The following is a 24156-nucleotide window of genomic DNA, read 5'->3' as shown; positions in this document are numbered from 1 at the left end:
CGAAGCCGACCTCTTTATATATATGAATTTCTTATATTAAATGCTGAAAATCAGAAGCTCGCATTACGTGGCGTACGTGGGAATGGAATAACATCTCTTACATTTTGTACGCCTGTGACATAGGCGATTAAACGTTCGAAACCTAATCCGAATCCGGAATGGGGAACGGTGCCATAGCGACGCAGATCACGATACCACCAGTAATCCTCTTTTTTCAGCCCCATCTCTTCCAGACGCGCATCCAGTACATCCAGACGCTCTTCACGCTGTGAACCGCCGATAATTTCACCAATGCCAGGCGCTAACACATCCATCGCGGCCACGGTTTTACCGTCTTCGTTAAGGCGCATGTAGAACGCTTTGATGTCTTTCGGGTAGTTTTTCACAACGACAGGCGCTTTAAAGTGTTTCTCCGCCAGGTAACGCTCATGCTCAGAAGACAAATCAATGCCCCAGGAGACAGGGTTCTCAAACGTCTGGCCGCAGTTCATCAGAATCTCGACGGCATCGGTATAGTCGACCTGCGCAAAGTCTGTGGTAACAAAGCGCTCCAGACGAGCGATGGCGTCGTTATCAACGCGCTCGGCAAAGAACGCCATGTCGTCTGCACGTTCTTCCAGGACGGCTTTAAATACATACTTCAGCATGGCTTCCGCCAGATCGGCCGCATCATCCAGGGAGGCGAAGGCTATTTCCGGCTCCAGCATCCAGAATTCGGCGAGATGACGGCTGGTGTTGGAGTTTTCGGCCCGGAAGGTGGGGCCAAAGGTATAAATTTTTGACAGCGCACTGGCGTAGGTTTCGCCGTTGAGCTGGCCGGATACCGTCAGGAAAGCTTCCTTACCAAAGAAGTCTTCTGAAAAGTCGACTTTGCCCTGATCGTCACGCGGCAGGTTTTCCAGATCCAGCGTTGATACGCGGAACATTTCACCCGCACCTTCGGTATCGGAAGCGGTAATCAGCGGCGTAGAAACCCAGAAATAGCCGTTCTCATGGAAGAAACGGTGCAGCGCCTGCGCCAGCGTGTGACGAACACGGGCTACGGCACCAATCAGGTTCGTGCGTGGACGCAGGTGGGCCACTTCACGCAAATACTCAATGCTGTGACGTTTGGCCGCCATAGGATAGCTGTCGGGATCTTCCACCCAGCCTACCACCTCCAGGTTTGTCGCCTGGATTTCAAACGCCTGCCCCTGGCCCGGAGATGCCACAACGGTACCGGTGACAATGACGGAGCAGCCGGTAGTCAGGCGCAGCACTTCGTCCTGGTAATTATTCAGAGAATTATTGACGACGGCCTGAACGGGATTAAAGCAGGAGCCGTCATACACGGCGATAAAGGACAGACCGGCTTTTGAATCTCTTCGGGTACGTACCCAACCACGTACGGTGACTTCACTGTCAACCGCGACGCGACCGTGCAGTACATCCGCTACAGGCACTACGCTCATAAATATCTCTCTATATAGAAGAAGTGTGTGAATGAATTCCCCAGACTGGGGTGTTGCTATGTTACTTGCGAGTCAACAGGAAACAAGCAAAATTCAGGGGGAAGGGCAGATTTATTGCCAGGAAAGCGGGGCGCAGCGCGCCCCAGTCACATAGCGCTTAGCTGGCTTTTTTTACCAGTGGCAGGTCAAAGGCTTTTCTCAAGGCTCTGACGAAGGCTTTATCCTGACAAATGGTTTTGCCCGGACTGTCTGACAGCTTGGCAACCGGCTTCCCGTTACACTGCACCAGCTTAATGACAATATTGAGTGGCGTCACGCCGGGAATATCGCAGGTCAGTCGGGTGCCAATGCCAAACACCACGTGAGTACGCTGACCAAAGTGGCGATAGAGCGCCAGCGCTTTATCCAGATTCAGGTTGTCGGAGAACACCAGGGTTTTACTCTGTGGATCTATGCCCAGTTGCTGATAATGCGCCAGGGCTTTTTCACCCCATTCAACCGGGTCGCCCGAATCATGGCGTAAACCCTGGTAACGGCGGGCGAAGACCGGGCCGAAGTCGCGCAGGAAGGCGTCCATAGCGATGCAGTCCGTTAGCGCAATACCCAGTTTGTCATCATATTCATCCAGCCAGGCCTGTAACGCGGCCCGCTGGCTGTTCGCCAGCACCGGACTGATTTGCTGAAAAGCCTGAAACCATTCGTGTGCCTGCGTGCCGACAGGTGTCAGTTCAAGACGGCGGGCCAGATCATAGTTGCTGGTGCCCATCAGCCAGGGAAAGTCCTGCTTCAGCGTACTGACAATGGCTTCCTGCACCGACCGGGAATAGCGGCGACGGGTACCAAAATCCATCAACCGAAAACGTGACATATCGGTATCCGCAATTTGCGTTTTAAACGTTGCCAGTTTCTGGTGCAGAAAGTCCACGGCCTGCTGGCTGCCGGTGTGTGGTGTACGATGGCGATGCACCACTTCGCTGATCAAGGCCAACAGGGGAACTTCCCACATGATGACCTCACGCCAGGGCCCCTGAATTCGGATGGCCAGCTTGCCGTTGTGATTTTGCACGTCGACCTGCTGGGGGTCATAGCGAAAATTTCGCAGCCAGTTAAGGTAGTCGTCAGCAAAGAAGGGGAGGTCAGATAACCAGGCATATTCGGCGTCGGTCAGCGCCAGCGTCTGCATGGCACTGATCGCTGCACGGATTTCGTCAGCATAAAAACCCAGTAACTCATCGCTGCGGCAGCGAAACTCCGCCGCTACCGTAACATCATAGTAGCGGTGGAAGACGGCTTGCTGCATATGAAGCTTATACGCGTCAGTATCCAGCAGCGAAGTCAGTATCGGGGAAGCATGTCCTGTCATGGCGCGTTTCGGCATCCTGTTCGGTGGCGCAGAGCCCGGTGTATTAAACGTCACAAAGACGCAAAAGTATAAATCACTAACAGACGGCGATCACAGCATATTTCAGGATAGCGAGTCGAGGCCGAATTGTGTCATTGTTAAGAAAGTGTAGCCATTTTGCCCACGACATGCATTACGCATGGCAAGCTTAACGCATCAGGCTTAGACTTTGACGGGTAAACTATTCATTGCGAGACGAAATATGACGCAGCAGCCAAAAATAAAATATCGCCACGATTACCGGGCTCCCGATTATACCATCACCGATATTGATTTAACCTTTGAACTGGATGAGTCGACCACGCGCGTCACGGCAATCAGTCAGGTTAAACGCCAGGGTGATAACGGGGCTGAATTGCGTCTGGACGGTGAAGATCTGACCCTGATCTCGCTGGAAGTTAATGGCCAGGCCTGGACGGCTTATAAAGAGGAAGAAGGCGCACTGGTACTCAGCCAGTTGCCAGACAGTTTCACGCTGAAAATCGTGAATGACATCCATCCTGACCGCAACAGCGCGCTTGAAGGATTGTACAAGTCCGGTGAGGCACTTTGTACGCAATGTGAAGCCGAAGGCTTCCGCCATATTACCTGGTATCTGGATCGGCCGGATGTGCTGGCGCGTTTCACGACCACCATCATTGCCGATGGCAACCGCTATCCTTTCCTGTTGTCGAACGGCAACCGTATCGACAGTGGTCATGACGAGCAGGGACGTCACTGGGTTAAATGGCAGGATCCGTTCCCGAAGCCCTGCTATCTGTTTGCGCTGGTGGCAGGTGATTTTGACGTGCTGCGCGACAGCTTTACCACGCGTTCGGGGCGTGATGTCGCACTGGAGATCTTTGTTGACAGAGGCAATCTGGACCGCGCCGACTGGGCAATGGCCTCGCTGAAAAACAGCATGAAGTGGGATGAAGAGCGCTTTGGCCTGGAGTATGACCTCGACATCTTTATGATTGTCGCGGTGGACTTCTTTAATATGGGCGCGATGGAGAATAAAGGGCTTAACATCTTTAACTCCAAATATGTGCTGGCAAAAGCCGAAACCGCAACCGATAAGGATTACCTGGGGATTGAGGCCGTGATAGGCCATGAATATTTCCACAACTGGACCGGCAACCGCGTCACCTGTCGTGACTGGTTCCAGTTGAGCCTCAAAGAGGGCCTGACCGTCTTCCGCGATCAGGAGTTCAGTTCAGACCTGGGATCGCGCGCCGTTAATCGTATCGATAATGTCCGTATCATGCGCGGCGCGCAGTTTGCTGAGGATGCCAGTCCGATGGCGCACCCGATCCGGCCGGATCAGGTGATCGAAATGAATAATTTCTACACCTTAACCGTGTATGAAAAAGGATCGGAAGTGATCCGCATGATGCATACCTTGCTGGGAGAGGAGAACTTTCAGAAAGGGATGCAACTGTACTTCAAACGGCATGACGGCAGCGCCGCCACCTGCGATGATTTTGTTCAGGCGATGGAAGACGCGTCTGGCGTTGATCTGTCTCAGTTCCGCCGCTGGTACAGCCAGTCAGGTACACCAACCGTCACGGTACGCGACGACTACAATCCGGAACTGGAGCAGTACACGTTGCACGTTACGCAACACACGCCGCCGACAGCCGATCAGAAAGAAAAGCTGCCGCTACACATCCCGCTGGATATCGAACTGTATGACGGCCAGGGCAAGGTGATTCCGTTGCAGCGCGATGGCCATCCTGTGCATCACGTCCTGAACGTGACGGAAGAGTTCCAGACGTTTACGTTTGATAACGTCTATTTCCAGCCGGTGCCGTCACTGCTGCGTGAATTCTCCGCACCTGTGAAACTTGATTACAAGTGGAGCGATGCCCAGCTCACCTTCCTGATGCGCCATGCCAGTAACGATTTTTCCCGCTGGGATGCGGCGCAAAGTCTGCTGGCAACCTATTTACGTCTCAATGTTGCGCGTCATCAGCAGGGGCAGCATTTGTCACTGCCGCTGCACGTTGCCGATGCTTTCCGCACCGTGCTGCTTGACGCAGACAGCGACCCGGCATTGACGGCGCTGATTTTGACGTTGCCGGGTGAGAACGAAATTGCCGAGCTGTTTGAGATTATCGATCCGCAGGCCATTGCGCTGGTGCGCGAAGCGTTGGTCCGTACGCTGGCGCGTGAACTGGCGGATGAATTCTTTGCCGTGTATAACGCCAATCAGCAGGCGGACTATCACGTTGATCATGCGGAAACAGGCAAACGGTCACTGAAAAACATCTGCCTGTATTATCTGGCGTTTGGTGACATGGATCTGGCCGATAAACTGGTTCAGGCACAGTATCAGCGCGCGAATAATATGACCGATTCCCTGGCGGCACTCTCGGCCGCCGTGGCGGCGCAGTTGCCGTGCCGTGACGCCTTACTGGCTGACTATGACGATCGCTGGCATCGCGATGGCCTGGTGATGGACAAATGGTTTATGTTGCAGGCCACCAGCCCGGCGCAGAATGCGTTACTTAACGTGCGCCGGTTGCTGTCGCATCGTTCGTTCAGCATGGGGAACCCCAACCGTATTCGTTCATTGATCGGTGCCTTCGCATCGGGGAACCCCTCGGCCTTCCATGCCGAAGATGGCAGCGGCTATCGCTTCCTGGTGGAGATGTTGACGGATTTAAATACCCGAAATCCGCAGGTTGCGTCGCGCATGATTGAGCCATTGATTCGTCTGAAACGTTACGATACTCGCCGTCAGGCGCTGATGCGCCAGGCGCTGGAGCAGCTACAGGGTCTGGAGAAACTGTCGGGCGATCTGTACGAGAAAATTACCAAGGCGCTTAACGCCTGATAAAAAACGGCGGGCCATGGCCCGCCGTTTCATCAGCGCTGTTGCGCATAGCGCGGCGGTTTATCTGCCGCACTGCGACGCATCACCCGATCCAGCACCTCCGCTTCCAGCTCGGCCAGACGGGCGGAACCCCGCCGCCGGGGACGCGGCAAATCAACCTGCAAATCCAGCCCAATCCGACCTTCCTCAATCAGCAGAACCCGATCCGCCATTGCAACCGCTTCACTGACATCATGGGTGACCAACAGCACCGTAAAATTGTGTTGCTGCCACAGTGATTCAATCAGCTCCTGCATCTCAATTCGGGTTAACGCATCGAGCGCGCCGAGTGGCTCATCCAGAAGGAGCAGACCGGGGCGATGAATCAGGGCGCGAGCCAGTGCCACGCGCTGTTTCTGACCGCCAGACAGGGCGGCAGGCCAGTCACTGGCGCGATCGGCCAGCCCAACGGCCGCCAGCGCCTCGTGTGCGGCTTCCCGCCAGGCATTGCCCCGCAGACCTAGTGCCACGTTATCAATCACTTTTTTCCAGGGCAGCAGTCGCGCATCCTGGAACATCAGACGGGTTTCGTCGCGCGCCGTGTGCAATGGCGCAGTGCCGGCCAGTAGCTGACCCTCAGTGCTGTTTTCCAGCCCGGCCAGCAAACGCAGCAGGGTACTTTTGCCGCAGCCGCTGCGGCCCACGATGGCCACAAATTGTCCAGACGGTATGTGCAGGTCAATGTTATTAAGAATCGTACGCTCGCCATATTTTTTGCTGACGCCCTTTACACCAACCGGCGTACCGGCCGTCAGACGCGCCGGGATAGCGGAGTTAATCATGCTGCTTCCTCCTTATATTGATAAGCCGGATGCCAGCGTAACCAGACACGTTCCAGCAGTAGCGCACTGACATCGGCCAGTTTCCCCAGCAGGGCATAAAGAATAATGGCGACCATCACCACATCGGTTTGCAGAAATTCACGGGCATTCATGGCCAGGTAGCCAATCCCGGCGTTAGCGGAAATGGTTTCAGCCACAATCAGCGTGAGCCACATTAATCCCAGACCAAAACGCACGCCGACCATGATGCTCGGTAACGCACCCGGCAATATCACCTGGACAAACAGGCTCCAGCCCGATAAGCCATAGCTGCGTGCCATTTCAACCAGCCCCCGATCCACGTTGCGAATGCCGTGATACGTATTCAGATAAATCGGGAACAGTGTGCCCAGCGCCACCAGAAAAATTTTGGCGGTTTCATCGATACCAAACCACAGGATGACCAGCGGGATAAGCGCCAGATGAGGCACATTACGTAACATTTGTACCGAGGTATCCAGCAGGCGCTCTCCCAGACGTGAAGTGCCGGTAATCAATCCCAGCACTAACCCGATCGAACCGCCAATGCTAAAGCCCAGCAGCGCGCGCCAGCTGCTGATAGCCAGATTCCGCCACAGCTCGCCGCTGGCGGCCAGTTGCCAGAAGGTGGTGACAATCTTCTCCGGTGCCGGCAGGATACGGCTGGAGAGCCAGCCGGTCTGCGACGCAATCTGCCAGACCACGACCAGTAACACCGGTAACAGCCAGGGCACGAGCGCCGCTGAGAAGGATTGACGTAATCGGATCATGGCGATCTCCTCAGGCCCGTGCGGCTGTTTTCTCGGGGGTAAAATCGTTTGCAACTGCTTCACCGTGCGCCTGAACGATCCGAGGTTGAGGCACTTCAGGTATCTTCAGATCCAGATGGGGAAACAGCAGCTCGCCCACGCGATAGGCTTCTTCCAGGTGCGGATAGCCGGAAAGAATAAAGGTTTCAATGCCCAGCGCTTCGTACTCTTTCATTCGCGCCGCTACGGTTGGGGCATCGCCCACCAGCGCGGTACCGGCACCGCTGCGAACCAGCCCAACGCCAGCCCAGAGATTGGGGCTAATCTCCAGTTTGTCACGGCGACCTCCGTGCAGGGCGGCCATGCGTTGCTGCCCAACGGAATCGGTACGCTGGAAGGCGCTTTGCGCTCTGGCAATGGTGGCGTCATCGACGTTAGCAATCAGTTTGTCGGCGGCCTGCCAGGCTTCTTCATTGGTTTCACGGACGATGACATGCAGGCGGATACCAAAACGAACCTGGCGGCCCTGAGCAGCGGCTTTCGCGCGCACCTGCTCAATTTTTTCTTTTACCAGTTCAGGTGGCTCGCCCCAGGTGAGGTACACATCAACCTGTTCAGCGGCCAGATCCTGAGCGGGCTCTGATGACCCGCCAAACCACAGCGGTGGACGAGGCTGCTGCACCGGCTTAAACATCAGGCGCGCCCCGCGCACATGCACATGCTTGCCCTCGTAGTCTACTGTTTCACCTTCCAGCACCCGGCGCCAGACGCGGGTGAACTCGGCCGATTCGGCATAGCGTTCACGATGGTCGAGGAAAACGCCATCACCTGCCAGCTCTTCGGGATCGCCGCCCGTTACCAGATTAAACAGCGCACGTCCGTTAGACAGGCGATCGAGCGTCGCGGCCTGGCGGGCGGCCTGAGTCGGTGAAATCACGCCAGGGCGCAGGGCAACCAGAAAACGCAGGCGCTGAGTGACCGGAATTAATGAGGCGGCCACCAGCCAGGCATCTTCACACGAGCGGCCGGTCGGGATCAGCACGCCACCAAAACCCAGGCGATCGGCTGCCTGCGCGACCTGCTGCAGATACGCATGATCGACCGGGCGCGCACCTTCGGCCGTGCCAAGGTAGTGACCGTCACCATGGGTGGGCAGGAACCAGAATACGGAAACACTCATTTTTCTCTCCTTATTGCGTCACGCTATGGGGATGCCAGATGCGATCGGCAATTGATACTTTCACGGGAATCAGGTGATTGGCATAAAACAGATCGGCGGTTTTCTGTTGTAACGCAACAGTGTGCGCGCTGACCGGACTGACCGGGCTAGGGGGACGATGATCCAGATTACTGGCAATGACCGCCTCAGGCAGGCCAATGGAGGTGGCAAGCAGATGAATACTCTGGTCACGTTCGCTGCGCGTCAGCGCTTCCGCATCGCTAAAGGTTTTGAGCGTTGCTAAGACAAAGTCATTATGGTTCTGGGCGAATGCGCGCGTCGCAAGGTAGAACGGACCGGTCTGATTGAGTGTGGTACCGTCTTTTAAAACGCGAACGTGCCCCTGAAGCAGCACTGCGGAATAATAGGGATCCCATATCGCCCAGGCATCAACGTTACCCTGCTGGAAGGCCGCGCGGGCATCGGCAGGCGTAAGATAAACCGGCTGTATATCTTTGATTGACAGGCCGGCCTCCTCCAGTGCGCGCAGTAACAGGTTGTGCGAGCTGGAGCCTTTCTGAAAGGCCACTTTTTTGCCCTTCAGGTCGGCCACCGATTTCAGCGGGCTGTCCTGGCTGACCAGAATCACCTCGGCTTTGGGCTTGGGCGGCTCCGAGCCGATATAGAGTAAATCTGCCCCCGCCGCCTGGGCAAAAATGGGCGGAATATCGCCAGTACTGGCAATATCAATACTGTTAACGTTCAGGGCTTCCAGCAGTTGCGGCCCGGCTGGAAATTCAATCCACTGTATTTTGGTCTGAGGGAAACGCGTTTCCAGCAACCGGTGAGCTTTTGCCAGCACCATGCTGACCGATCCTTTCTGGTAGCCGATACGCATCTGTTCGGGGGCTGGCTCAGCAGCATAAACCTGAGTTCCCGTTATCAACATCCCTGCCAGTAACCACGCGCTTACTATCCGTTTCATACTTAATCCTTATACTGCTCAGGCAACCGGTTGATGACGGCGTGACAACGCCAGTAAGAAAGAATCCACCGCCTCATCCAGGCGGGTGGTCAGAAGGGGATCCAGTTCTGGCTGACGATCGTAATGCGTGATCTGTTTATCTTCGGCATAAACCCCATGAAGCACTTCTTCCGCTTTCAGCGCGTTTAAAACGGGCTTGAGCGCGTAATCCAGCGCCAGCATGTGGCCTGCGCTGCCACCACTGGCAAGCGGCAGCACGACTGTGTGGGCCAGTGCGCGTTCGGGCAACAGATCCAGCACCGTTTTCAGCGCACCCGAGAAAGACGCCTTGTAAACGGGCGTAGCAATCACCAGACCATCGGCGGCAGACAAATCCTCACTCAGCGCCAGAATCGCCGGGGAATCAAAGCGGGCGTTAATGAGGTCTTCCGGCTGAAAGTTATGAATATTCCACGGAATAACTTCCACACCGCGCGCTTCCAGTTTGTGCTGGCACAGCGCCAGTAACGAGGTGGACCGTGAAGGAAACCGTGGACTGCCTGCCAGGGTAAGCACTCGCATTCACTACTCCTTATAACTGAAAGTTATTGATTATCTGTTGTTGAGAACTCAGGCTTTCATCCTGGCAGAGGCCACGGCAGGGCTTAAATGATTTTTCTGACAATCTAAAGGTGAAAACCGCAAAAGGAAGATAAGGCGTGGCATCTGGAATCCAGGAGAAAACCGCTACGACAAATCTTAAAAACGGCCTGGTACGCAACGGGATACATTAATCCGGATGAATGAATTCTCTGTCGCAGATGGATTTCGTACATTTGGTTACTTGAATATCGCAATATTGAAATAAATCCATGAAAGAAAAGAATGGTCTTCTCTGACTGTGGGTTATCAAAATGGACAAAGCGAAAAAGATTCGATGTTTCAACGGGGTTTTGTGATTCAGTAAGCTTGAGTTTAAGACGGGTTCCACAAAAGCATCAGATAAACAGGACCAGCATTTATAAAAATTTTAATGGAATTTCACAACTGGTTACAGGCGGCAGGGCGAAAGTGAAAAGGGTACTGATGTATTTATTAAATTATTTCTCAACAAAGTGACGAAAGTTAAGTGATTAAACTTTAGTTTTTCTTACGATGGTTTTTGCCTGTGCTGCCTCGGCACGATATTGAGGCAGGCATTTTGCGGCACCAGGCATTAAAATAACGCTGCTCAATGTAAGCGCCTGTTATTTTAAATATAACTATTCGCCCTTAGTCAGTGCCTGTCTCAGGCTGGTGGATTTTATTTTTCATTTTCTAACAGCAGAGAAATCATGTATGTCTGACATCCTGTTATCGGTCATTATTCCAACGTACAACGTTGAGAAATATATTGTTGAATGCGTTGACTCCCTGGTAAGTCAAATTCGCGCGCCGAATGAAATTATCATTGTTAACGACAGTTCGACTGACGGGACAGTGGCGTTAATTGAACAGCATTATGCGCACCTGCCCCAGGTCAAGGTGATCACGATTCCGAATGGAGGAGCAGGCAATGCGCGCGACAAAGGCGTAGAGGCCGCTAAAGGACAGTTTGTTTTTTTCTGCGATCCTGATGATGTGGTGGTGGACGGCCTTGTCAGCGAACTGGCTCAGGTCATTGAGCATTATCCGGATACGGATTTGTTTTGTTTTAATTCCAGTGCTTACCGTGAAGACAAACCGGAAATTACGTGGCCGAAAGTCAGGCACGGCCTGTTTGGCATTCAGCGCCCGCAGGATGTCCTGTTGGGATTGTTACAAAACGGTTCGTATACTTCCGCCGCCTGGAATTATGTCGTGAAAAAAAGCGTCATCCAGCAGCATCAGTTACGTTTTATCGATCGTGTTCATGAAGACCATAATTTTACGTTATCGGTGTTTATGAAATGCAATCAGGTCTGGGTAAGCCGTCAAACCTATTACAAACAGCGCATCCGTGGCGGCTCACTGACCAACAGTAGCAAAAACCCGACCTTTTTTATTCAACGCTACAATGCATTTATTACAACCTTCAACACATTGTGCCGTTCACTGCATAAAAGTGAATTGAAAAAGGATTTAGAAAAAGCCTACCTGTTTCATTCCTTCCGGTTGATGATTTATTTGTCGCTCTACAACCAGACGCCCGTTCCTGACTATGTGCTTAATGCGATTCGTTATTTCGGGCGCAGAGTTAAAGCCAGTAGTCTGAAAGAGTGGCTGCTGTTCAACAGTCCGGAAACCTTCATTTTATTGCAAAGCCATAAAGTGAAAAAAGAACTCAAACGCGTTCCGTAATTCCGAAAAATGGCAAGTGATATTGTTTGCACCTGAGCGAAATGAGAAGGTGAGGCATGCAATGTGTATAAGGTTGTTGCGACATGGCAAAAGTGCTCGATAAAAGTTTAGTAGTCAATATCTTATCTTTGCTGGCGTACCGGGGAGCTTCTTTCCTGTTTCCGCTGGCGACCTTACCCTACCTGGCGCGCGTGCTGGGTGTCGATCATATGGGGATTCTGGCGTTGGCCATCGCCTGCGTACTTTACTGCAGTACGATTTCTGACTGGGGGTTCAATGTTTTTACGACTAAAGACATTGCCCACCACCGTGATGACAAGGCGCGCGTGACGCAACTCTTCTGGTCAACATTCAATGCCAAACTGATGCTGCTGCTGCTGACCAGCGGCACATTGCTCACGGCGACCTGGTTTAATCCGTCCTGGCATGCATTGTTTTTTATTATTCTGGCTAACTGCACCACATTAGTCGGTTCACTGTTTTCCTTTGGCTGGCTGATGCAGGGTTTCGAGAAGCTGGGTAAAACGGCGATGATCGCCACCTTTGGCAACTTTTGTGCCATCCCGCTGACGTTTTTGCTGGTGAAAACACCGGATGATACCTGGCTGGCGGCGCTGATACCGGGCGCGGTATCCATTATTAACGCCATTATTACGCTGAAGTTTGTGCTGGAAATGAAGGTGATTGGCGCGTATCGCTTCGAACCGAAAGAGATCAAACAGCGCATTACCGATAGTGCAGATGTGTTTATCGCCATTGCCGGTGCTAACCTGTTTAACAGCGTAAACGTCGTGATTCTCGCCAGCTTTACCTCCCACTACATGGTGGGGATCTACAACGGTGCGGACAGGCTGCGCAAAGCCGCGAATTCTGTACCGGAACAGATTGGCAGCGCGTTTTTCCCGCGCGTCAGCCATCTGTTTGGTCGCGATAAAGCGGCTGCGGTTGCTGCCACACGTAAAAGCCTGATGCTGTCGTTTGGCCTCAGTCTGTCTATTGTGATCTTTACCTGGCTGTTTGCCGATCAGGTGGTGTCATTGCTGTTAGGCAAAGACTTTCTGCCGTCAGCCGATGTTCTCCGCGTCTTTGTGCTGTGCTTCCTGTTCGGCAATATCGCCTATCCCGCCGGACTGCAGATTCTGATTCCGCACGGGCTGGCGCGTCAGCGCATGATGGTGATGATGGTCGCGGGCGTCGTCAACGTACCTGTTTGCTGTTTGCTGGCGTGGAAATTTGGCGCGATCGGCGCAGCATGGTCAATGGTGCTGGCGGAAGTGCTGGTCTGTATCGGTATTTTTGGCATTATGGTTCGCCACAATATCTGGCGTGACTATGCGTTTCCGGACAGGATGAATTCGCGCACTGCAAACGATTCCGTTGTGTAAGATCAAATCTGCGTCAAACAGTTTCCTCGCTTAACGCCCCACGATTTACTTTTGCGCCAGAGCACCTTACCATTCTGGCGCACAATTTCCTGTGCACTGATTTCCACCGTCGCTTCCGTCTTCCAGGAGAGTGCATGTTTTACTCAATCGTCCGACCGGCGTTATTCAGGCTCGATCCTGAGCGCGCGCACCATCTCACCTTTCAGCAGTTACGCTTTATGAGCGGCACGCCGCTGGAAGCCCTTATCCGCCAGCGTTTACCCTCGCGCCCCGTGAACTGTATGGGGCTGACGTTTGATAATGCGCTGGGCCTTGCGGCCGGGCTGGATAAAAATGCCGAGTGCATCGATGCGTTTGGCGCAATGGGATTTGGTTTTGTTGAAGTGGGAACGGTCACACCACGGGCTCAGCCAGGTAACGATAAGCCGCGCATGTTTCGCTTAGTTGAAGCCGAAGGGATTATTAACCGCATGGGATTCAATAATCTCGGCGTGGATAATCTGGTGGAAAATGTCAAAAAATCCCGATTCAAGGGCGTGCTGGGCATCAATATTGGCAAAAATAAAGATACGCCAGTGGAGCAGGGCAAAGACGATTATCTGCTGTGCATGGAGAAAATTTATGCCCATGCCGGTTATATTGCCATCAATATTTCGTCACCGAATACGCCAGGTTTACGTTCTCTGCAATATGGTGAGGCGCTTGACGATCTGCTCAGTTCCATCAAAGCAAAACAAAAAGAACTGGAAAAGCGGCATCTCAAATATGTGCCTGTCGCTGTAAAGATCGCGCCGGATCTTTCTGAAGACGAGTTGATCCAGGTGGCTGACAGTTTAGTTCGCCACCAAATTGATGGCGTCATTGCTACAAATACCACGCTGGATCGTACCCTGGTGAATGGACTGAAATATAGCGAGGAAGCCGGGGGATTAAGTGGACGTCCGGTTCAGTCGCGCAGCACCGCCGTCATTCAGCGTCTGTCACAAGAGCTGCAGGGGCGTTTGCCCATCATTGGCGTGGGCGGAATTGATTCACTGACCGCGGCACGAGAAAAAATCGCTGCCGGCGCCACGCTCGTTCAAATTTATTCTGGTTTTATTTATAAAGGTCCGGGCTTAATTAAAGATATCGTGACCCACATCTAAGAGAATCGCGCTATTAATGCGCCGGGGGGTTTATTTCTCTCTCCGGCTCGTTTATATTTTGTCCTGTTGCACGATTTTTCAGCATTCATTATTCTTCGACAGATATTTTGCCTTTAGCACAGCGGTAAATACAGGGCACACGATGAAAATTAAACCCGATGACAACTGGCGTTGGTATTATGACGCCGAGCACGACCGGATGATGCTCGATCTGGCTGACGGTATGCTTTTTCGTTCCCGCTATGCACGCAAAATGCTGACACCGGATGCTTTCACGGAATCCGGATTTTGTGTTGATGACGCCGCGCTCTATTTCACCTTTGAAGAGAAGTGCCGCCAGAGCCCGTTAAGCAGTAATCAGCGCGCCGAACTGGTGTTAAATGCGCTGGTGGCCGCCCGCTTTCTAAAACCCCTGATGCCCAAAAGCTGGCATTTCTCCGCACATCGCCAGCCAATGCAACCTGCGGTCGGCGAGATGGTTGAGGTCACGCTGGCCGAGAATGGTGAACAGGCACGTTTGCTGGTGGTTGAAAATGGCGATAACGCCGCGCTCTGCCTGCTGGCGCAGCCCGCGTTAACGCTGGCGGGCAAAGGAATGGTGTTAGGGGATGCGATTAAAGTGATGAACGACCGTCTTCAACCGCATCAGCAGGAAAAAACCACACGTTATGCACGCGCGGTGTAACTTACTTCACATCAATATCGCCGGCAGGAATACAACTGCAACTCAATATTGTGCCATCCTCACGGATGGCACTCTGTTTTAAAGGCTTCACTTTTCCCGCCACCAGGGTGATTTTGCAACTGCCACACAAACCTGCCCGACACGAGTAGGGAATGCGGAACCCCTGGGCTTCGAGCTGCTCAAGCAAAATTTGCTGGTTATCGCCGCTGAATGTCTGGCCCTGATACGAAATCGTCACCGCATTGGTGGATTGCTGCTGCGGCTTGAGGGTTTCCACAACCTCTCCCGCACCATAGGCGCGTGGCGGCTGGCGTTTGACGACCTTGACGTCATCACCGACACGAATAATCCCGCTGTTTAGCGCAATAAGGTTCAGGCCAAAATCAATGTCACCACTGCCGTCCTGTGCGGTGCGAAAGCCCTGAAGTGTGGCGAGAGGTTGTCCGTCAGGATGTTTCTGGCCATTTTCAACGCTAACCGTAGTAAACACGCAACGACTGCAGGGCTTAGGGACGGCAAAATGTACCTGACCTACCGTAATCTCCGCCCAGTTGTCTTCATCCCAGGCAGGCGCACCGCTGACCACCAGGTTAGGACGAAATTGCTCAACGCGCACGCTGGCCGGACAATGCTGCTGCAGATCCCGCAGAGAGGCATTATTCACTAACAGATAAGGATAGCCATCGGCAAACCCCAGCGGCACCTCAGTGAAGCGCTTCACGCGGCGTGACGGCTGTGGTCCAGTCCAGCGCAGTTGGACCGGTCTTGGGAAAAAGGCACTCAGCCACTGGTTGATCGGCTCCGGCGCGATACGGGCGGTAAAGGTGTTTCCCCATACCTCTGTTGGCGCTTCCGTTTGCGTAAAATCGGCGAAGCGAATCAGCGACTGACTGCCGTCGGGCGCCTGTAAAAATAATCCCTCAGGGGTAACGGCGGGCGTAAACTGCACCATTTCCGGGAACTGGCGCGCAGTAATAAATGTGCCATCGGGTTCGGTCACCATAAAAATGCGATCGAAGGTCAACCCGCTGTTGGCAGCCCAGGCATGGGAAACCTGCAACCCCCGCATTGATTTAACAGGATGAATAAACAAGCGGGAAAGCGTAATCATGACAGTCTCCTGAAGCAGGCGCGCAAGACAAAAGAAGCTAACTTTATGACATAGGTCTGCGATTCGCTATAATGCGCAACAATTTTCTCAAGAGTAAAAAGTGACGATATGAATTCTCTGTTTGCCAGCACGGCGCGTGGGCTCGAAGAGCTGTTAAAAAATGAGCTGGACGCGCTGGGCGCGCAGGACCTGCAAGTGGTACAGGGAGGCGTTCACTTCAAAGCTGACGATCGCGTCATGTATCAAAGCCTGATGTGGAGCCGTCTGGCGTCGCGCATTCTGCTTCCGCTGACGGAGGTGGGCGTGTACAGCGATCTCGATCTTTATCTTGGTGTGCAGGGCATTGACTGGCCTGCTACCTTTGGCAGTGATAAAACCTTTGTGGTGCATTTTAACGGGACTAACGAGGCGATCCGTAACAGCCAGTTTGGCGCGTTGCGTGTCAAAGACGCGATTGTTGACAGCTTTACCCGCCGCAATCTGCCACGACCGGATGTGGATCGTGAACAGGCGGATATCCGCATTAACGTCTGGCTCGACGACGATCGCGCCAGCATTGCACTGGACCTCAGCGGCAGCGCATTACATCAGCGTGGTTATCGCCAGCAAACCGGTCAGGCGCCGTTGAAAGAGAACCTGGCCGCAGCCATTGTGATGCGTTCAGGCTGGCAAACGACTACGCCGCTCATCGACCCGATGTGTGGTTCCGGTACGCTGCTAATTGAAGCGGCACTGATGGCCTGCGATCGTGCGCCAGGTTTACTCCGGAGCCAGTGGGGCTTTACGGCCTGGGCCGGCTTTAACGAAAGCCTGTGGCTGGACGTTAAACGCGATGCGCAGGCGCGGGCCCGTGCGGGCACGGCGGCCTGTCAGGCACGTTTTTATGGTTTCGATAATAATGGCCGGGTGCTGGAATGGGCGAAAGCCAACGCCCGCCGCGCAGGCGTTTTCGAGCTGTTCACCTTTGGGCAACAGGACCTGCTGAAGCTGAACAACCCGCTTGAGAACGGCGTAACGGGCACGGTACTGAGTAACCCACCGTACGGTGAGCGTCTGGAAAGCGAGCCTGCGCTTATTGCCCTGCACAGTCAGTTGGGGCGGCTGATGAAGCAGCATTTTGCGGGCTGGAACTTATCGCTGTTCAGCGCCTCACCCGAGCTGCTCAGTTGCCTGCAACTGCGCGCCGATCGACAGTTCAAGGCGAAAAACGGACCACTGGACTGCGTACAGAAGAATTATCAGTTATCTGCCGCCAGTGGTGAGCGCGCCAACCAGATTGCCGAAGATTACGCTAACCGCTTGCGTAAGAACCTGAAGAAGCTCGATAAATGGGCGCGCCAGGAAGGGATTGAGTGCTATCGCATTTATGATGCCGATCTGCCTGACTACAACGTGGCGGTGGATCGCTATGCGGACTGGGTAGTGGTACAGGAATATGCGCCACCGAAAACCATCGACGCGAATAAAGCCCGTCAGCGCCTGTTCGATGTTATCAGCGCGACGCTCAGCGTGCTGGAGCTGCCGTCCAGCCGCCTCATCCTGAAAACCCGCGAACGCCAAAAGGGCAAAGCGCAGTATCAGAAACTGAGCGAGAAGGGCGATTATTTCGAGGTGCAGGAATTCAATGCCCGCTTCCTGGTGAATCTGACCGATTACCTGGACACCGGGTTGTTTCTCGATCACCGTATCGCGCGCAAAATGCTGGGCCAGATGAGCCAGGGCAAAGATTTCCTTAATCTGTTTGCCTACACCGGCACCGCCAGCGTCCATGCGGGGCTGGGCGGCGCGCGTTCTACGACCACAGTGGATATGTCGCGCACCTATCTGGAATGGGCGGAACGGAACCTGCGGCTGAATGGCCTGACAGGCCGTCAGCATCGCTTATTGCATGCGGACTGCCTGAGCTGGCTGAATGAAACTGATGAAAATTTCGATCTGATCTTTATCGATCCGCCTACGTTCTCAAACTCTAAACGTATGGAAGAGAGTTTCGATGTGCAGCGCGACCATATGATGCTGATGCGCAATCTGAAGCGTCTGCTGCGCAAAGGCGGCACCATCATGTTCTCGAATAACAAACGTGGTTTCAAAATGGATCTGGACGGCCTTAAGGCATTAGGCCTTCAGGCGCAGGACATCACACAGAAAACCCTGTCACAGGATTTTGCGCGTAATCGCCAAATTCACAACTGCTGGCTGATTACACATGCCGGTAAGGAATAAGTTACATGTCATTAATTAGTATCCACGGCGCTTATCTCTCCTTCAGCGATGCGCCGCTGTTAGATAATACCGAGCTGCACATCGAAGAGAATGAGCGCGTGTGTCTGGTTGGTCGTAACGGTGCGGGTAAATCCACATTGATGAAAATCATCAACGGCGAGCAACCGCTGGATGATGGTCGCATCATTTATGAGACCGATCTGGTCGTCGCACGTCTGCAACAGGATCCGCCGCGAAATATTACCGGCTCGGTTTACGACTTTGTGGCAGAAGGCGTGCAGGAACAGGCGGAGCATCTGAAAGCCTACCACGCGATTTCCCATCAGGTCATGGAGGATCCGAGCGACAGGAACCTCAATGAGATGGCACGCCTGCAGGGCATTCTGGATCACCACAATCTGTGGCAACTGGAAAGTCGCATCAATGATGTGTTGCAGCAGATTGGCCTGTCGCCGGATACGGAGCTGTCGTCGTTATCGGGCGGCTGGTTACGTAAAGCCGCGCTCGGACGCGCGCTGGTCAGTAATCCACGCGTACTGATGCTGGATGAGCCAACGAACCACCTGGATATTGAAACGATTGACTGGCTGGAAACCTTCCTGAAAAGTTTCAGCGGCAGCATCGTGTTTATCTCTCATGACCGTTCGTTTATTCGCAATATGGCCACCCGTATCGTGGATCTGGATCGTGGCAAACTGGTTTCGTGGCCGGGTAACTACGACGCCTATCTGGAAGGCAAAGAAGAAGCCTTGCGCGTTGAAGAAATGCAAAACGCCGAGTTTGATCGCAAGCTGGCACAGGAAGAAGTGTGGATCCGTCAGGGGATTAAGGCGCGCCGTACCCGTAATGAAGGCCGCGTCCGCGCGTTAAAAGCCCTGCGTCGTGAGCGCTCAGAGCGCCGTGAGGTGATGGGTAAAGCCAATATGCAGGTCGGCGAAGCGTCCCGTTCCGGCAAAATTGTCTTTGAGCTGGAGAATGTCGATTACGCGGTAGACGGCAAGCAACTGGTCAACGATTTCTCGGCGCAGGTTCAGCGCGGCGACAAGATTGCCCTGATTGGCCCAAATGGCTGTGGCAAAACCACCTTACTGCGCCTGATGCTGCAACAGCTTAAGGCCGACCATGGCCGCGTGCATTCAGGCACCAAGCTTGAAGTGGCCTATTTCGATCAGCATCGTGCAGAACTCGATCCCGACAAAACGGTGATGGATAACCTCGCCGAAGGGAAGCAGGAAGTGCTGGTGAACGGTAAGCCCCGCCATGTGCTGGGTTATCTGCAGGACTTCCTGTTCCATCCCAAGCGGGCGATGACACCTGTCAGAGCGCTGTCCGGTGGAGAACGTAACCGCCTGCTGCTGGCGCGTTTGTTTCTGCGCCCAAGTAACCTGATGATTCTCGATGAACCGACAAACGACCTTGATGTGGAAACACTGGAACTGTTGGAAGAGCTTATCGACGGCTATCAGGGCACCGTGCTGCTGGTCAGCCACGATCGTCAGTTTGTGGATAACACCGTGACGGAGTGCTGGATCTTTGAAGGCAATGGTGAGATTGGCACCTTCGTCGGGGGTTATCACGATGCCCAACAGCAGCGTGCGGCCTATAAGCAGCAAAAAACGCAGGTGACCGCGAAAGCGAAAGAGGCAAATCGTGCCGCTCAGTCTGCTGAACCGAAAAATGAATCTGCCAAACGCAGCGCGAACAAACTAAGCTATAACCTGACGCGTGAGCTGGAGCAGTTACCGCAAAAACTGGAACAGTTAGAGGCGCGTATCGGCGAACTGCAGGCAAGCATGAGCCACCCGGATTTCTTCAGCCAGCCGCACGATAAAACGCAGCCGGTGCTGGATGAACTGGCTCAGGTGGAAGCGCAGCTGGAAACCGCGTTTGCGCGTTGGGAAGAACTGGAATCAATGAAAAACGGCGGCTAGCGATAAGGGTCAGGGAATGTGTTCTGCAGACAAAACCAGTGCGTGGATGCTTTGTCCACAATGCGACCTGATGGTCAAACTGCCGGATATCCCTGTTGGCAGCCGCGCGTCATGCCCGCGCTGCCACACGTCCCTGACAGTCAACTGGTCAGAGCCACGCAAACGTCCCACCGGCTATGCGCTGGCGGCACTGTTTATGTTAGTCCTGGCCAATCTGTTCCCGTTTATCACCATGAAAGTGGCTGGGCTCTCCAGCCAGATTAGCCTGATGCAAATTCCTGGTGTCATGGTGGCCGATGACTATGCCAGCATGGCCACCCTGTTTCTGCTGTTTGTTCAGGCGATTCCGGCGTTTTGCATGGTCACGCTGGTCCTGCTGGTCAACCAGGTCAAGATGCCCCTTAGCCTGAAACTGGGGCTGGCGCGTATTCTGTTTCATATGCGGAGCTGGGGCATGGCCGAAATTTTTATGGCCGGTGTGCTGGTAAGTTTTGTGAAGCTCATGGCCTATGGCGAAATCAGCCTTGAAACCAGTTTCTGGCCCTGGTGTCTGTTTTGTCTTTTACAACTGCGGGCGTTTCAGTGCCTGGACCGTCGCTGGCTCTGGCTGCAAATTGAGGCACCGCCGCCTTTGCCGCATGCACCACAGCCCGGCATTAGCGGACTCAGGCAGGGGCTGCGCTCCTGTCCTTGCTGTACGGCGATCTTGCCCGTGGCGCAGCAGGAATGCCCCCGTTGTGGCGTAGTTGCCCATGCCCGACGTAAGCACAGCCTGCAGTGGACCATGGCACTGCTGATCACCTCCGTTATGCTCTACGTGCCGGCCAATCTGCTGCCCATCATGATTACGGAAACCCTGGGCTCCGCGATGCCGTCCAACATCATGGCTGGCGTCATTTTGCTGTGGGGCGATGGCTCTTATCCGGTCGCGCTGGTGATTTTCATCGCCAGTGTTATGGTGCCGTCTCTGAAAATGCTGGCGATTGGCTGGCTGTGCTGGGATGCCAGTGGGCGAGGGCAGCGCGACAGTCACAAAATGCACCGGATTTATGAAGTCGTTGAGTTTGTGGGGCGCTGGTCAATGATTGACGTCTTTGTGATTGCCGTGCTCTCTGCGCTGGTGCGCATGGGGCAATTAATGAAAATTTATCCGGCATGGGGAGCGGTGTTGTTTGCGTTGGTGGTGATTCTGACCATGATTGCGGCAATGACGTTTGACCCGCGCTTAACCTGGGATCGTGCTGGTGAGAAAAACATGAAGGAGCCGCATCTTGACGGAAAATAATCACGGTTATGCCAAAGTGGACCAGATCAAGCGCTGGTCACCGGTATGGATCGTCCCTATTGTCACGTTATTAATAGGCGGCTGGATTCTGTTTTATCACTTCAGCCATCAGGGGCCCGAAGTGACCCTGATCACCGAGAGTGCAGAAGGGATCGAAGCGGGCAAAACCACGATTAAAAGTCGCAGCGTGAACGTTGGCGTGGTGGAAAGTGCGGTGCTGACAGACGATCTTCATCATGTGGAAATTAAAGCCCGACTGAATGCCGGTATGGAAAAACTGTTGCACAGCGACAGCGTCTTCTGGGTAGTTAAACCGCAGGTGGGCCGTGAAGGGATCACCGGTCTGGGCACGTTACTTTCCGGGGCCTATATTGAGCTGCAGCCCGGCACCAAAAAAGCGCCTCTGGAGCAGTACACCCTGATGGATTCACCGCCGCTTGCCCCGCCGGATGCCAAAGGTATCCGGATTACGCTCGACAGTAATAAAGCAGGCCAACTGAATCCGGGCGATCCGGTTCTGTTCCGCGGTTTCCGTGTCGGCACCGTTGAAACCAGCACGTTCGACACGGATAAACGCCTGATGACCTATCAGCTGTTTATCGCCGCGCCTTATGATCGCCTGGTGACGACCAATGTGCGCTTCTGGAAAGACAGCGGCATCGCGGTCGATATGTCGGCCTCAGGGATGCGCGTCGAAATGGGATCCCTGACCACGCTGTTTAGCGGCGGAGTGAGTTTTGACGTCCCGGACGGGTGGGATTTAGGCAAAGCGGCGCAGAATCAGGCTGAATATCATTTGTTCGACGATCAACGTAGTATTCAGGATTCGCTGTACACCAATCATATCGACTATCTGATGTTCTTCTCGGATTCGATTCGGGGCTTGCAGGTGGGTGCGCCGGTTGAATTCCGCGGCATTCGTCTGGGTACCGTTGCGGAAGTGCCGTTCATGAATGCGGGCACCGCTCAGGCGTTAAATAATGATTATCGCGTGCCGGTGTTGATTCGTATTGAACCCGATCGCTTTATTAACCGTTTAGGGCAAAACTTCGATCTTGAGCAGCATTTGCAGGATGGTAAGAAACGTGGCCTGCGCGCAACGTTGAAAACGGGCAATTTGCTGTCCGGTGCGCTGTATGTGGATATCGACTTCTATAATAACGCACCGCCGTATACCGGTCCGGATAAAGTCGCGGGATACGAAGTGATTCCAACAGTAAGCGGCGGCCTCAGTCAGATCCAGCAAAAACTGATGGCGGCGCTGGATAAGATTAACAGTTTACCGCTGAACAACATGGTGACGGAAGCCACGGGCACACTGAAAGAGAGTCAGAAGACGCTCAGGGATCTGCAGCGTACTATTGATAACATCAATGTGGTGACCAGCAGTCCGGCGATGAAGACCTTGCCAGAAGAAACGCAGCAGACGCTTCGTGAGCTGAACCGTAGCATGAAAGGGTTACAGCCAGGCTCCCCGGCTTACAGCAAGCTGGTGGGCGATATGCAACGGCTTGATCAGGTGCTGCGTGAACTTCAGCCCGTGTTAAAAACGTTAAATGCGAAAAGTAATGCGTTAGTGTTTGAGGCCAAACCGGGACAGGATCCCCAGCCAAAGAGGGCGAAACAATGAAAAAAGGATTAATGCTTTTTGCCGCTCTCGCACTGAGTGCCTGTAGCAGTACGGTCAATACCACCTATTATCAGCTGCCCTCGGGGGCAGCCTCAATGCAGGTGATAAGCAGCGAGGCGAATGCGCAGCCGACATTATGGGTGCAGCAAATTACGGTCCCCGACTATCTGGCGGGCAATGGGCTGGTCTATCAGACCAGCGACGTAAAATATGTCATTGCCGCTAATAATCTGTGGGCCAGCCCGCTCGATCAGCAATTGCAACAAACGTTGATCACTAATCTGACGAAAGCGTTACCCGGCCGTCTGGTTACCCAGACGCTTATCGGTCAGGAGCACGATACGCTGAGCGTAACGGTGAATGATTTCCAGGGCCGTTATGATGGCAAGGCGGTAATCAGCGGTCAGTGGACACTGGAACATCAGGGGCGCTTCACAAAGCAGGCTTTTAATCTGGTGCTACCGCAGCGTGAAGATGGCTATGATTCGCTGGTTAAAACGCTGGCACAGGGCTGGCAGCAAATCGCACAGCAGATTGCACGCGGTGCAACCACGGCAGAGTCAACCGCAACAGGGCTTTAGTTAACGTGTTGTTTCAGCACATATAATTTTTCTGACGTTTTCCAGGCTTTCTTTATAAATCATACGGATATCGTCACAGTTTCATAAGGTGAAGCAGAAAATATATGTCTGGAGCAGGTCATATTTGTGACACTGGCGTGAATATTGCGCATTGATCTTTTCATACAGAGCGAGTAAAACAAAAGGGTGGCTGAACATTAATTCACCACCTTTTTCTTTCCACCAGATTCCACAGACCTTACATGAGGGACACGGAGTATGAAGAGACAGAAACGAGACCGCCTTGAGCGCGCCCATTCACGTGGTTATCAAGCTGGCATTACAGGACGCTCTAAAGAGATGTGTCCGTATCAAATGATAGACGCTAAGTCTCACTGGTTGGGAGGTTGGCGACAAGCCATGGAGGACAGGTCGGCTGCGGCTTAGCCGGATGTCACTGAAAAGGGATATAACCTCCGCGCTGTGCGGAGGTTTTTGTT

19 protein-coding genes are annotated in these 24156 nt (G+C 53.6%); 11 read left to right on the top strand and 8 right to left on the bottom strand.

Annotated elements, in window-relative coordinates; all coding sequences use genetic code 11:
* Positions 1–50: 50 nt before the first annotated feature.
* Positions 51–1451 carry an asparagine--tRNA ligase gene (asnS, locus tag RAC90_RS05610; RefSeq protein WP_375124097.1) on the bottom strand — a complete coding sequence of 467 codons (1401 nt, stop codon included), beginning with the start codon at positions 1449–1451 and terminating at the stop codon, positions 51–53.
* A gap of 157 nt (positions 1452–1608) precedes the next feature.
* Positions 1609–2814 (bottom strand): nicotinate phosphoribosyltransferase, encoded by a 1206-nt coding sequence (gene pncB, locus RAC90_RS05605; protein WP_039341282.1) that lies wholly within the window; start codon positions 2812–2814, stop codon positions 1609–1611.
* A 241-nt stretch (positions 2815–3055) separates the two neighbouring features.
* On the opposite strand from pncB, the gene pepN reads away from it, so the two are divergent.
* Positions 3056–5671: an aminopeptidase N gene (pepN, locus tag RAC90_RS05600; protein ID WP_375124096.1), complete on the top strand. Its 2616-nt coding sequence runs from the start codon at positions 3056–3058 to the stop codon at positions 5669–5671.
* Positions 5672–5703: 32 nt separating this feature from the next.
* Here the strand turns inward: pepN and ssuB are convergent, their stop codons facing one another.
* The 5 genes from ssuB to ssuE are packed head-to-tail and all read right to left on the bottom strand — an operon-like array spanning position 5704 to position 9964.
* The gene (gene ssuB, locus RAC90_RS05595; RefSeq protein ID WP_375124095.1) at positions 5704–6492 is read right to left on the bottom strand and encodes an aliphatic sulfonates ABC transporter ATP-binding protein; all 789 of its coding nucleotides are present in this window, start codon (positions 6490–6492) and stop codon (positions 5704–5706) included.
* On the bottom strand, positions 6489–7280 hold the full coding sequence (ssuC, locus tag RAC90_RS05590; RefSeq protein ID WP_375124094.1) for an aliphatic sulfonate ABC transporter permease SsuC: 792 nt from the start codon (positions 7278–7280) through the stop codon (positions 6489–6491). Before ssuC ends, ssuB begins: the two co-directional genes overlap by 4 nt.
* 10 nt (positions 7281–7290) lie before the next feature.
* Entirely contained in the window at positions 7291–8439 is a 1149-nt protein-coding gene (ssuD, locus tag RAC90_RS05585; RefSeq protein WP_375124093.1) for an FMNH2-dependent alkanesulfonate monooxygenase, read from the bottom strand.
* Positions 8440–8449: 10 nt separating this feature from the next.
* On the bottom strand, positions 8450–9403 hold the full coding sequence (locus RAC90_RS05580; protein WP_375124092.1) for a sulfonate ABC transporter substrate-binding protein: 954 nt from the start codon (positions 9401–9403) through the stop codon (positions 8450–8452).
* A gap of 18 nt (positions 9404–9421) precedes the next feature.
* Positions 9422–9964: an NADPH-dependent FMN reductase gene (gene ssuE / locus RAC90_RS05575; protein ID WP_375124091.1), complete on the bottom strand. Its 543-nt coding sequence runs from the start codon at positions 9962–9964 to the stop codon at positions 9422–9424.
* 756 nt (positions 9965–10720) lie between these two features.
* Between ssuE and RAC90_RS05570 the strand changes: the two genes are divergently transcribed.
* The 4 genes from RAC90_RS05570 to RAC90_RS05555 all read left to right on the top strand — a co-directional run bounded on the left by RAC90_RS05570 (position 10721) and on the right by RAC90_RS05555 (position 14916).
* A complete protein-coding gene (locus tag RAC90_RS05570) occupies positions 10721–11701 on the top strand; it encodes a glycosyltransferase family 2 protein (RefSeq protein WP_110267713.1) in 981 nt (326 codons plus the stop codon).
* A gap of 83 nt (positions 11702–11784) precedes the next feature.
* On the top strand, positions 11785–13086 hold the full coding sequence (locus tag RAC90_RS05565) for a flippase (RefSeq protein WP_375124090.1): 1302 nt from the start codon (positions 11785–11787) through the stop codon (positions 13084–13086).
* A 134-nt stretch (positions 13087–13220) separates the two neighbouring features.
* Positions 13221–14231: a quinone-dependent dihydroorotate dehydrogenase gene (gene pyrD, locus RAC90_RS05560; protein WP_375124089.1), complete on the top strand. Its 1011-nt coding sequence runs from the start codon at positions 13221–13223 to the stop codon at positions 14229–14231.
* Between the two features lie 142 nt (positions 14232–14373).
* The gene (locus RAC90_RS05555; RefSeq protein WP_006118654.1) at positions 14374–14916 is read left to right on the top strand and encodes a cell division protein ZapC; all 543 of its coding nucleotides are present in this window, start codon (positions 14374–14376) and stop codon (positions 14914–14916) included.
* A 1-nt stretch (position 14917) separates the two neighbouring features.
* On the opposite strand, the gene RAC90_RS05550 is transcribed toward RAC90_RS05555, so the two are convergent.
* Positions 14918–16027 carry a YcbX family protein gene (locus RAC90_RS05550; protein ID WP_375124088.1) on the bottom strand — a complete coding sequence of 370 codons (1110 nt, stop codon included), beginning with the start codon at positions 16025–16027 and terminating at the stop codon, positions 14918–14920.
* Between the two features lie 108 nt (positions 16028–16135).
* Between RAC90_RS05550 and rlmKL the strand changes: the two genes are divergently transcribed.
* The 6 genes from rlmKL to rmf all read left to right on the top strand — a co-directional run bounded on the left by rlmKL (position 16136) and on the right by rmf (position 24103).
* Positions 16136–18250: a bifunctional 23S rRNA (guanine(2069)-N(7))-methyltransferase RlmK/23S rRNA (guanine(2445)-N(2))-methyltransferase RlmL gene (rlmKL, locus tag RAC90_RS05545; RefSeq protein ID WP_289366488.1), complete on the top strand. Its 2115-nt coding sequence runs from the start codon at positions 16136–16138 to the stop codon at positions 18248–18250.
* Positions 18251–18255: 5 nt separating this feature from the next.
* Entirely contained in the window at positions 18256–20181 is a 1926-nt protein-coding gene (locus RAC90_RS05540) for an ABC transporter ATP-binding protein (protein WP_033737615.1), read from the top strand.
* Between the two features lie 16 nt (positions 20182–20197).
* Complete coding sequence (pqiA, locus tag RAC90_RS05535) at positions 20198–21466, top strand: membrane integrity-associated transporter subunit PqiA (protein WP_375124087.1); 1269 nt, start codon at positions 20198–20200, stop codon at positions 21464–21466.
* Positions 21453–23096, top strand: a complete 1644-nt coding sequence (gene pqiB, locus RAC90_RS05530) for an intermembrane transport protein PqiB (RefSeq protein WP_033737613.1) — start codon at positions 21453–21455, stop codon at positions 23094–23096. Before pqiA ends, pqiB begins: the two co-directional genes overlap by 14 nt.
* Complete coding sequence (gene pqiC, locus RAC90_RS05525; protein ID WP_033737612.1) at positions 23093–23677, top strand: membrane integrity-associated transporter subunit PqiC; 585 nt, start codon at positions 23093–23095, stop codon at positions 23675–23677. Before pqiB ends, pqiC begins: the two co-directional genes overlap by 4 nt.
* Positions 23678–23935: 258 nt before the next feature.
* The gene (rmf, locus tag RAC90_RS05520; RefSeq protein ID WP_006118662.1) at positions 23936–24103 is read left to right on the top strand and encodes a ribosome modulation factor; all 168 of its coding nucleotides are present in this window, start codon (positions 23936–23938) and stop codon (positions 24101–24103) included.
* The last annotated feature ends 53 nt before the right edge of the window (positions 24104–24156 follow it).

It is taken from the genome of Pantoea sp. CS_6 (assembly GCF_041954745.1).
GTDB classification, from domain to species: domain Bacteria; phylum Pseudomonadota; class Gammaproteobacteria; order Enterobacterales; family Enterobacteriaceae; genus Pantoea; species Pantoea stewartii.
The sequence above is the reverse complement of the archived record's forward strand: the minus strand, read 5'-3'. Positions and strand labels throughout refer to the sequence as shown.

Excerpts from the sequence above, each read along its gene's own strand:
- asnS (WP_375124097.1), bottom strand. The coding sequence starts at position 1,451 with ATGAGCGTAGTGCCTGTAGCGGATGTACTGCACGGTCGCGTCGCGGTT.
- pncB (WP_039341282.1), bottom strand. The coding sequence starts at position 2,814 with ATGACAGGACATGCTTCCCCGATACTGACTTCGCTGCTGGATACTGAC.
- pepN (WP_375124096.1), top strand. The coding sequence starts at position 3,056 with ATGACGCAGCAGCCAAAAATAAAATATCGCCACGATTACCGGGCTCCC.
- ssuB (WP_375124095.1), bottom strand. The coding sequence starts at position 6,492 with ATGATTAACTCCGCTATCCCGGCGCGTCTGACGGCCGGTACGCCGGTT.
- ssuC (WP_375124094.1), bottom strand. The coding sequence starts at position 7,280 with ATGATCCGATTACGTCAATCCTTCTCAGCGGCGCTCGTGCCCTGGCTG.
- ssuD (WP_375124093.1), bottom strand. The coding sequence starts at position 8,439 with ATGAGTGTTTCCGTATTCTGGTTCCTGCCCACCCATGGTGACGGTCAC.
- RAC90_RS05580 (WP_375124092.1), bottom strand. The coding sequence starts at position 9,403 with ATGAAACGGATAGTAAGCGCGTGGTTACTGGCAGGGATGTTGATAACG.
- ssuE (WP_375124091.1), bottom strand. The coding sequence starts at position 9,964 with ATGCGAGTGCTTACCCTGGCAGGCAGTCCACGGTTTCCTTCACGGTCC.
- RAC90_RS05570 (WP_110267713.1), top strand. The coding sequence starts at position 10,721 with ATGTCTGACATCCTGTTATCGGTCATTATTCCAACGTACAACGTTGAG.
- RAC90_RS05565 (WP_375124090.1), top strand. The coding sequence starts at position 11,785 with ATGGCAAAAGTGCTCGATAAAAGTTTAGTAGTCAATATCTTATCTTTG.
- pyrD (WP_375124089.1), top strand. The coding sequence starts at position 13,221 with ATGTTTTACTCAATCGTCCGACCGGCGTTATTCAGGCTCGATCCTGAG.
- RAC90_RS05555 (WP_006118654.1), top strand. The coding sequence starts at position 14,374 with ATGAAAATTAAACCCGATGACAACTGGCGTTGGTATTATGACGCCGAG.
- RAC90_RS05550 (WP_375124088.1), bottom strand. The coding sequence starts at position 16,027 with ATGATTACGCTTTCCCGCTTGTTTATTCATCCTGTTAAATCAATGCGG.
- rlmKL (WP_289366488.1), top strand. The coding sequence starts at position 16,136 with ATGAATTCTCTGTTTGCCAGCACGGCGCGTGGGCTCGAAGAGCTGTTA.
- RAC90_RS05540 (WP_033737615.1), top strand. The coding sequence starts at position 18,256 with ATGTCATTAATTAGTATCCACGGCGCTTATCTCTCCTTCAGCGATGCG.
- pqiA (WP_375124087.1), top strand. The coding sequence starts at position 20,198 with ATGTGTTCTGCAGACAAAACCAGTGCGTGGATGCTTTGTCCACAATGC.
- pqiC (WP_033737612.1), top strand. The coding sequence starts at position 23,093 with ATGAAAAAAGGATTAATGCTTTTTGCCGCTCTCGCACTGAGTGCCTGT.
- rmf (WP_006118662.1), top strand. The coding sequence starts at position 23,936 with ATGAAGAGACAGAAACGAGACCGCCTTGAGCGCGCCCATTCACGTGGT.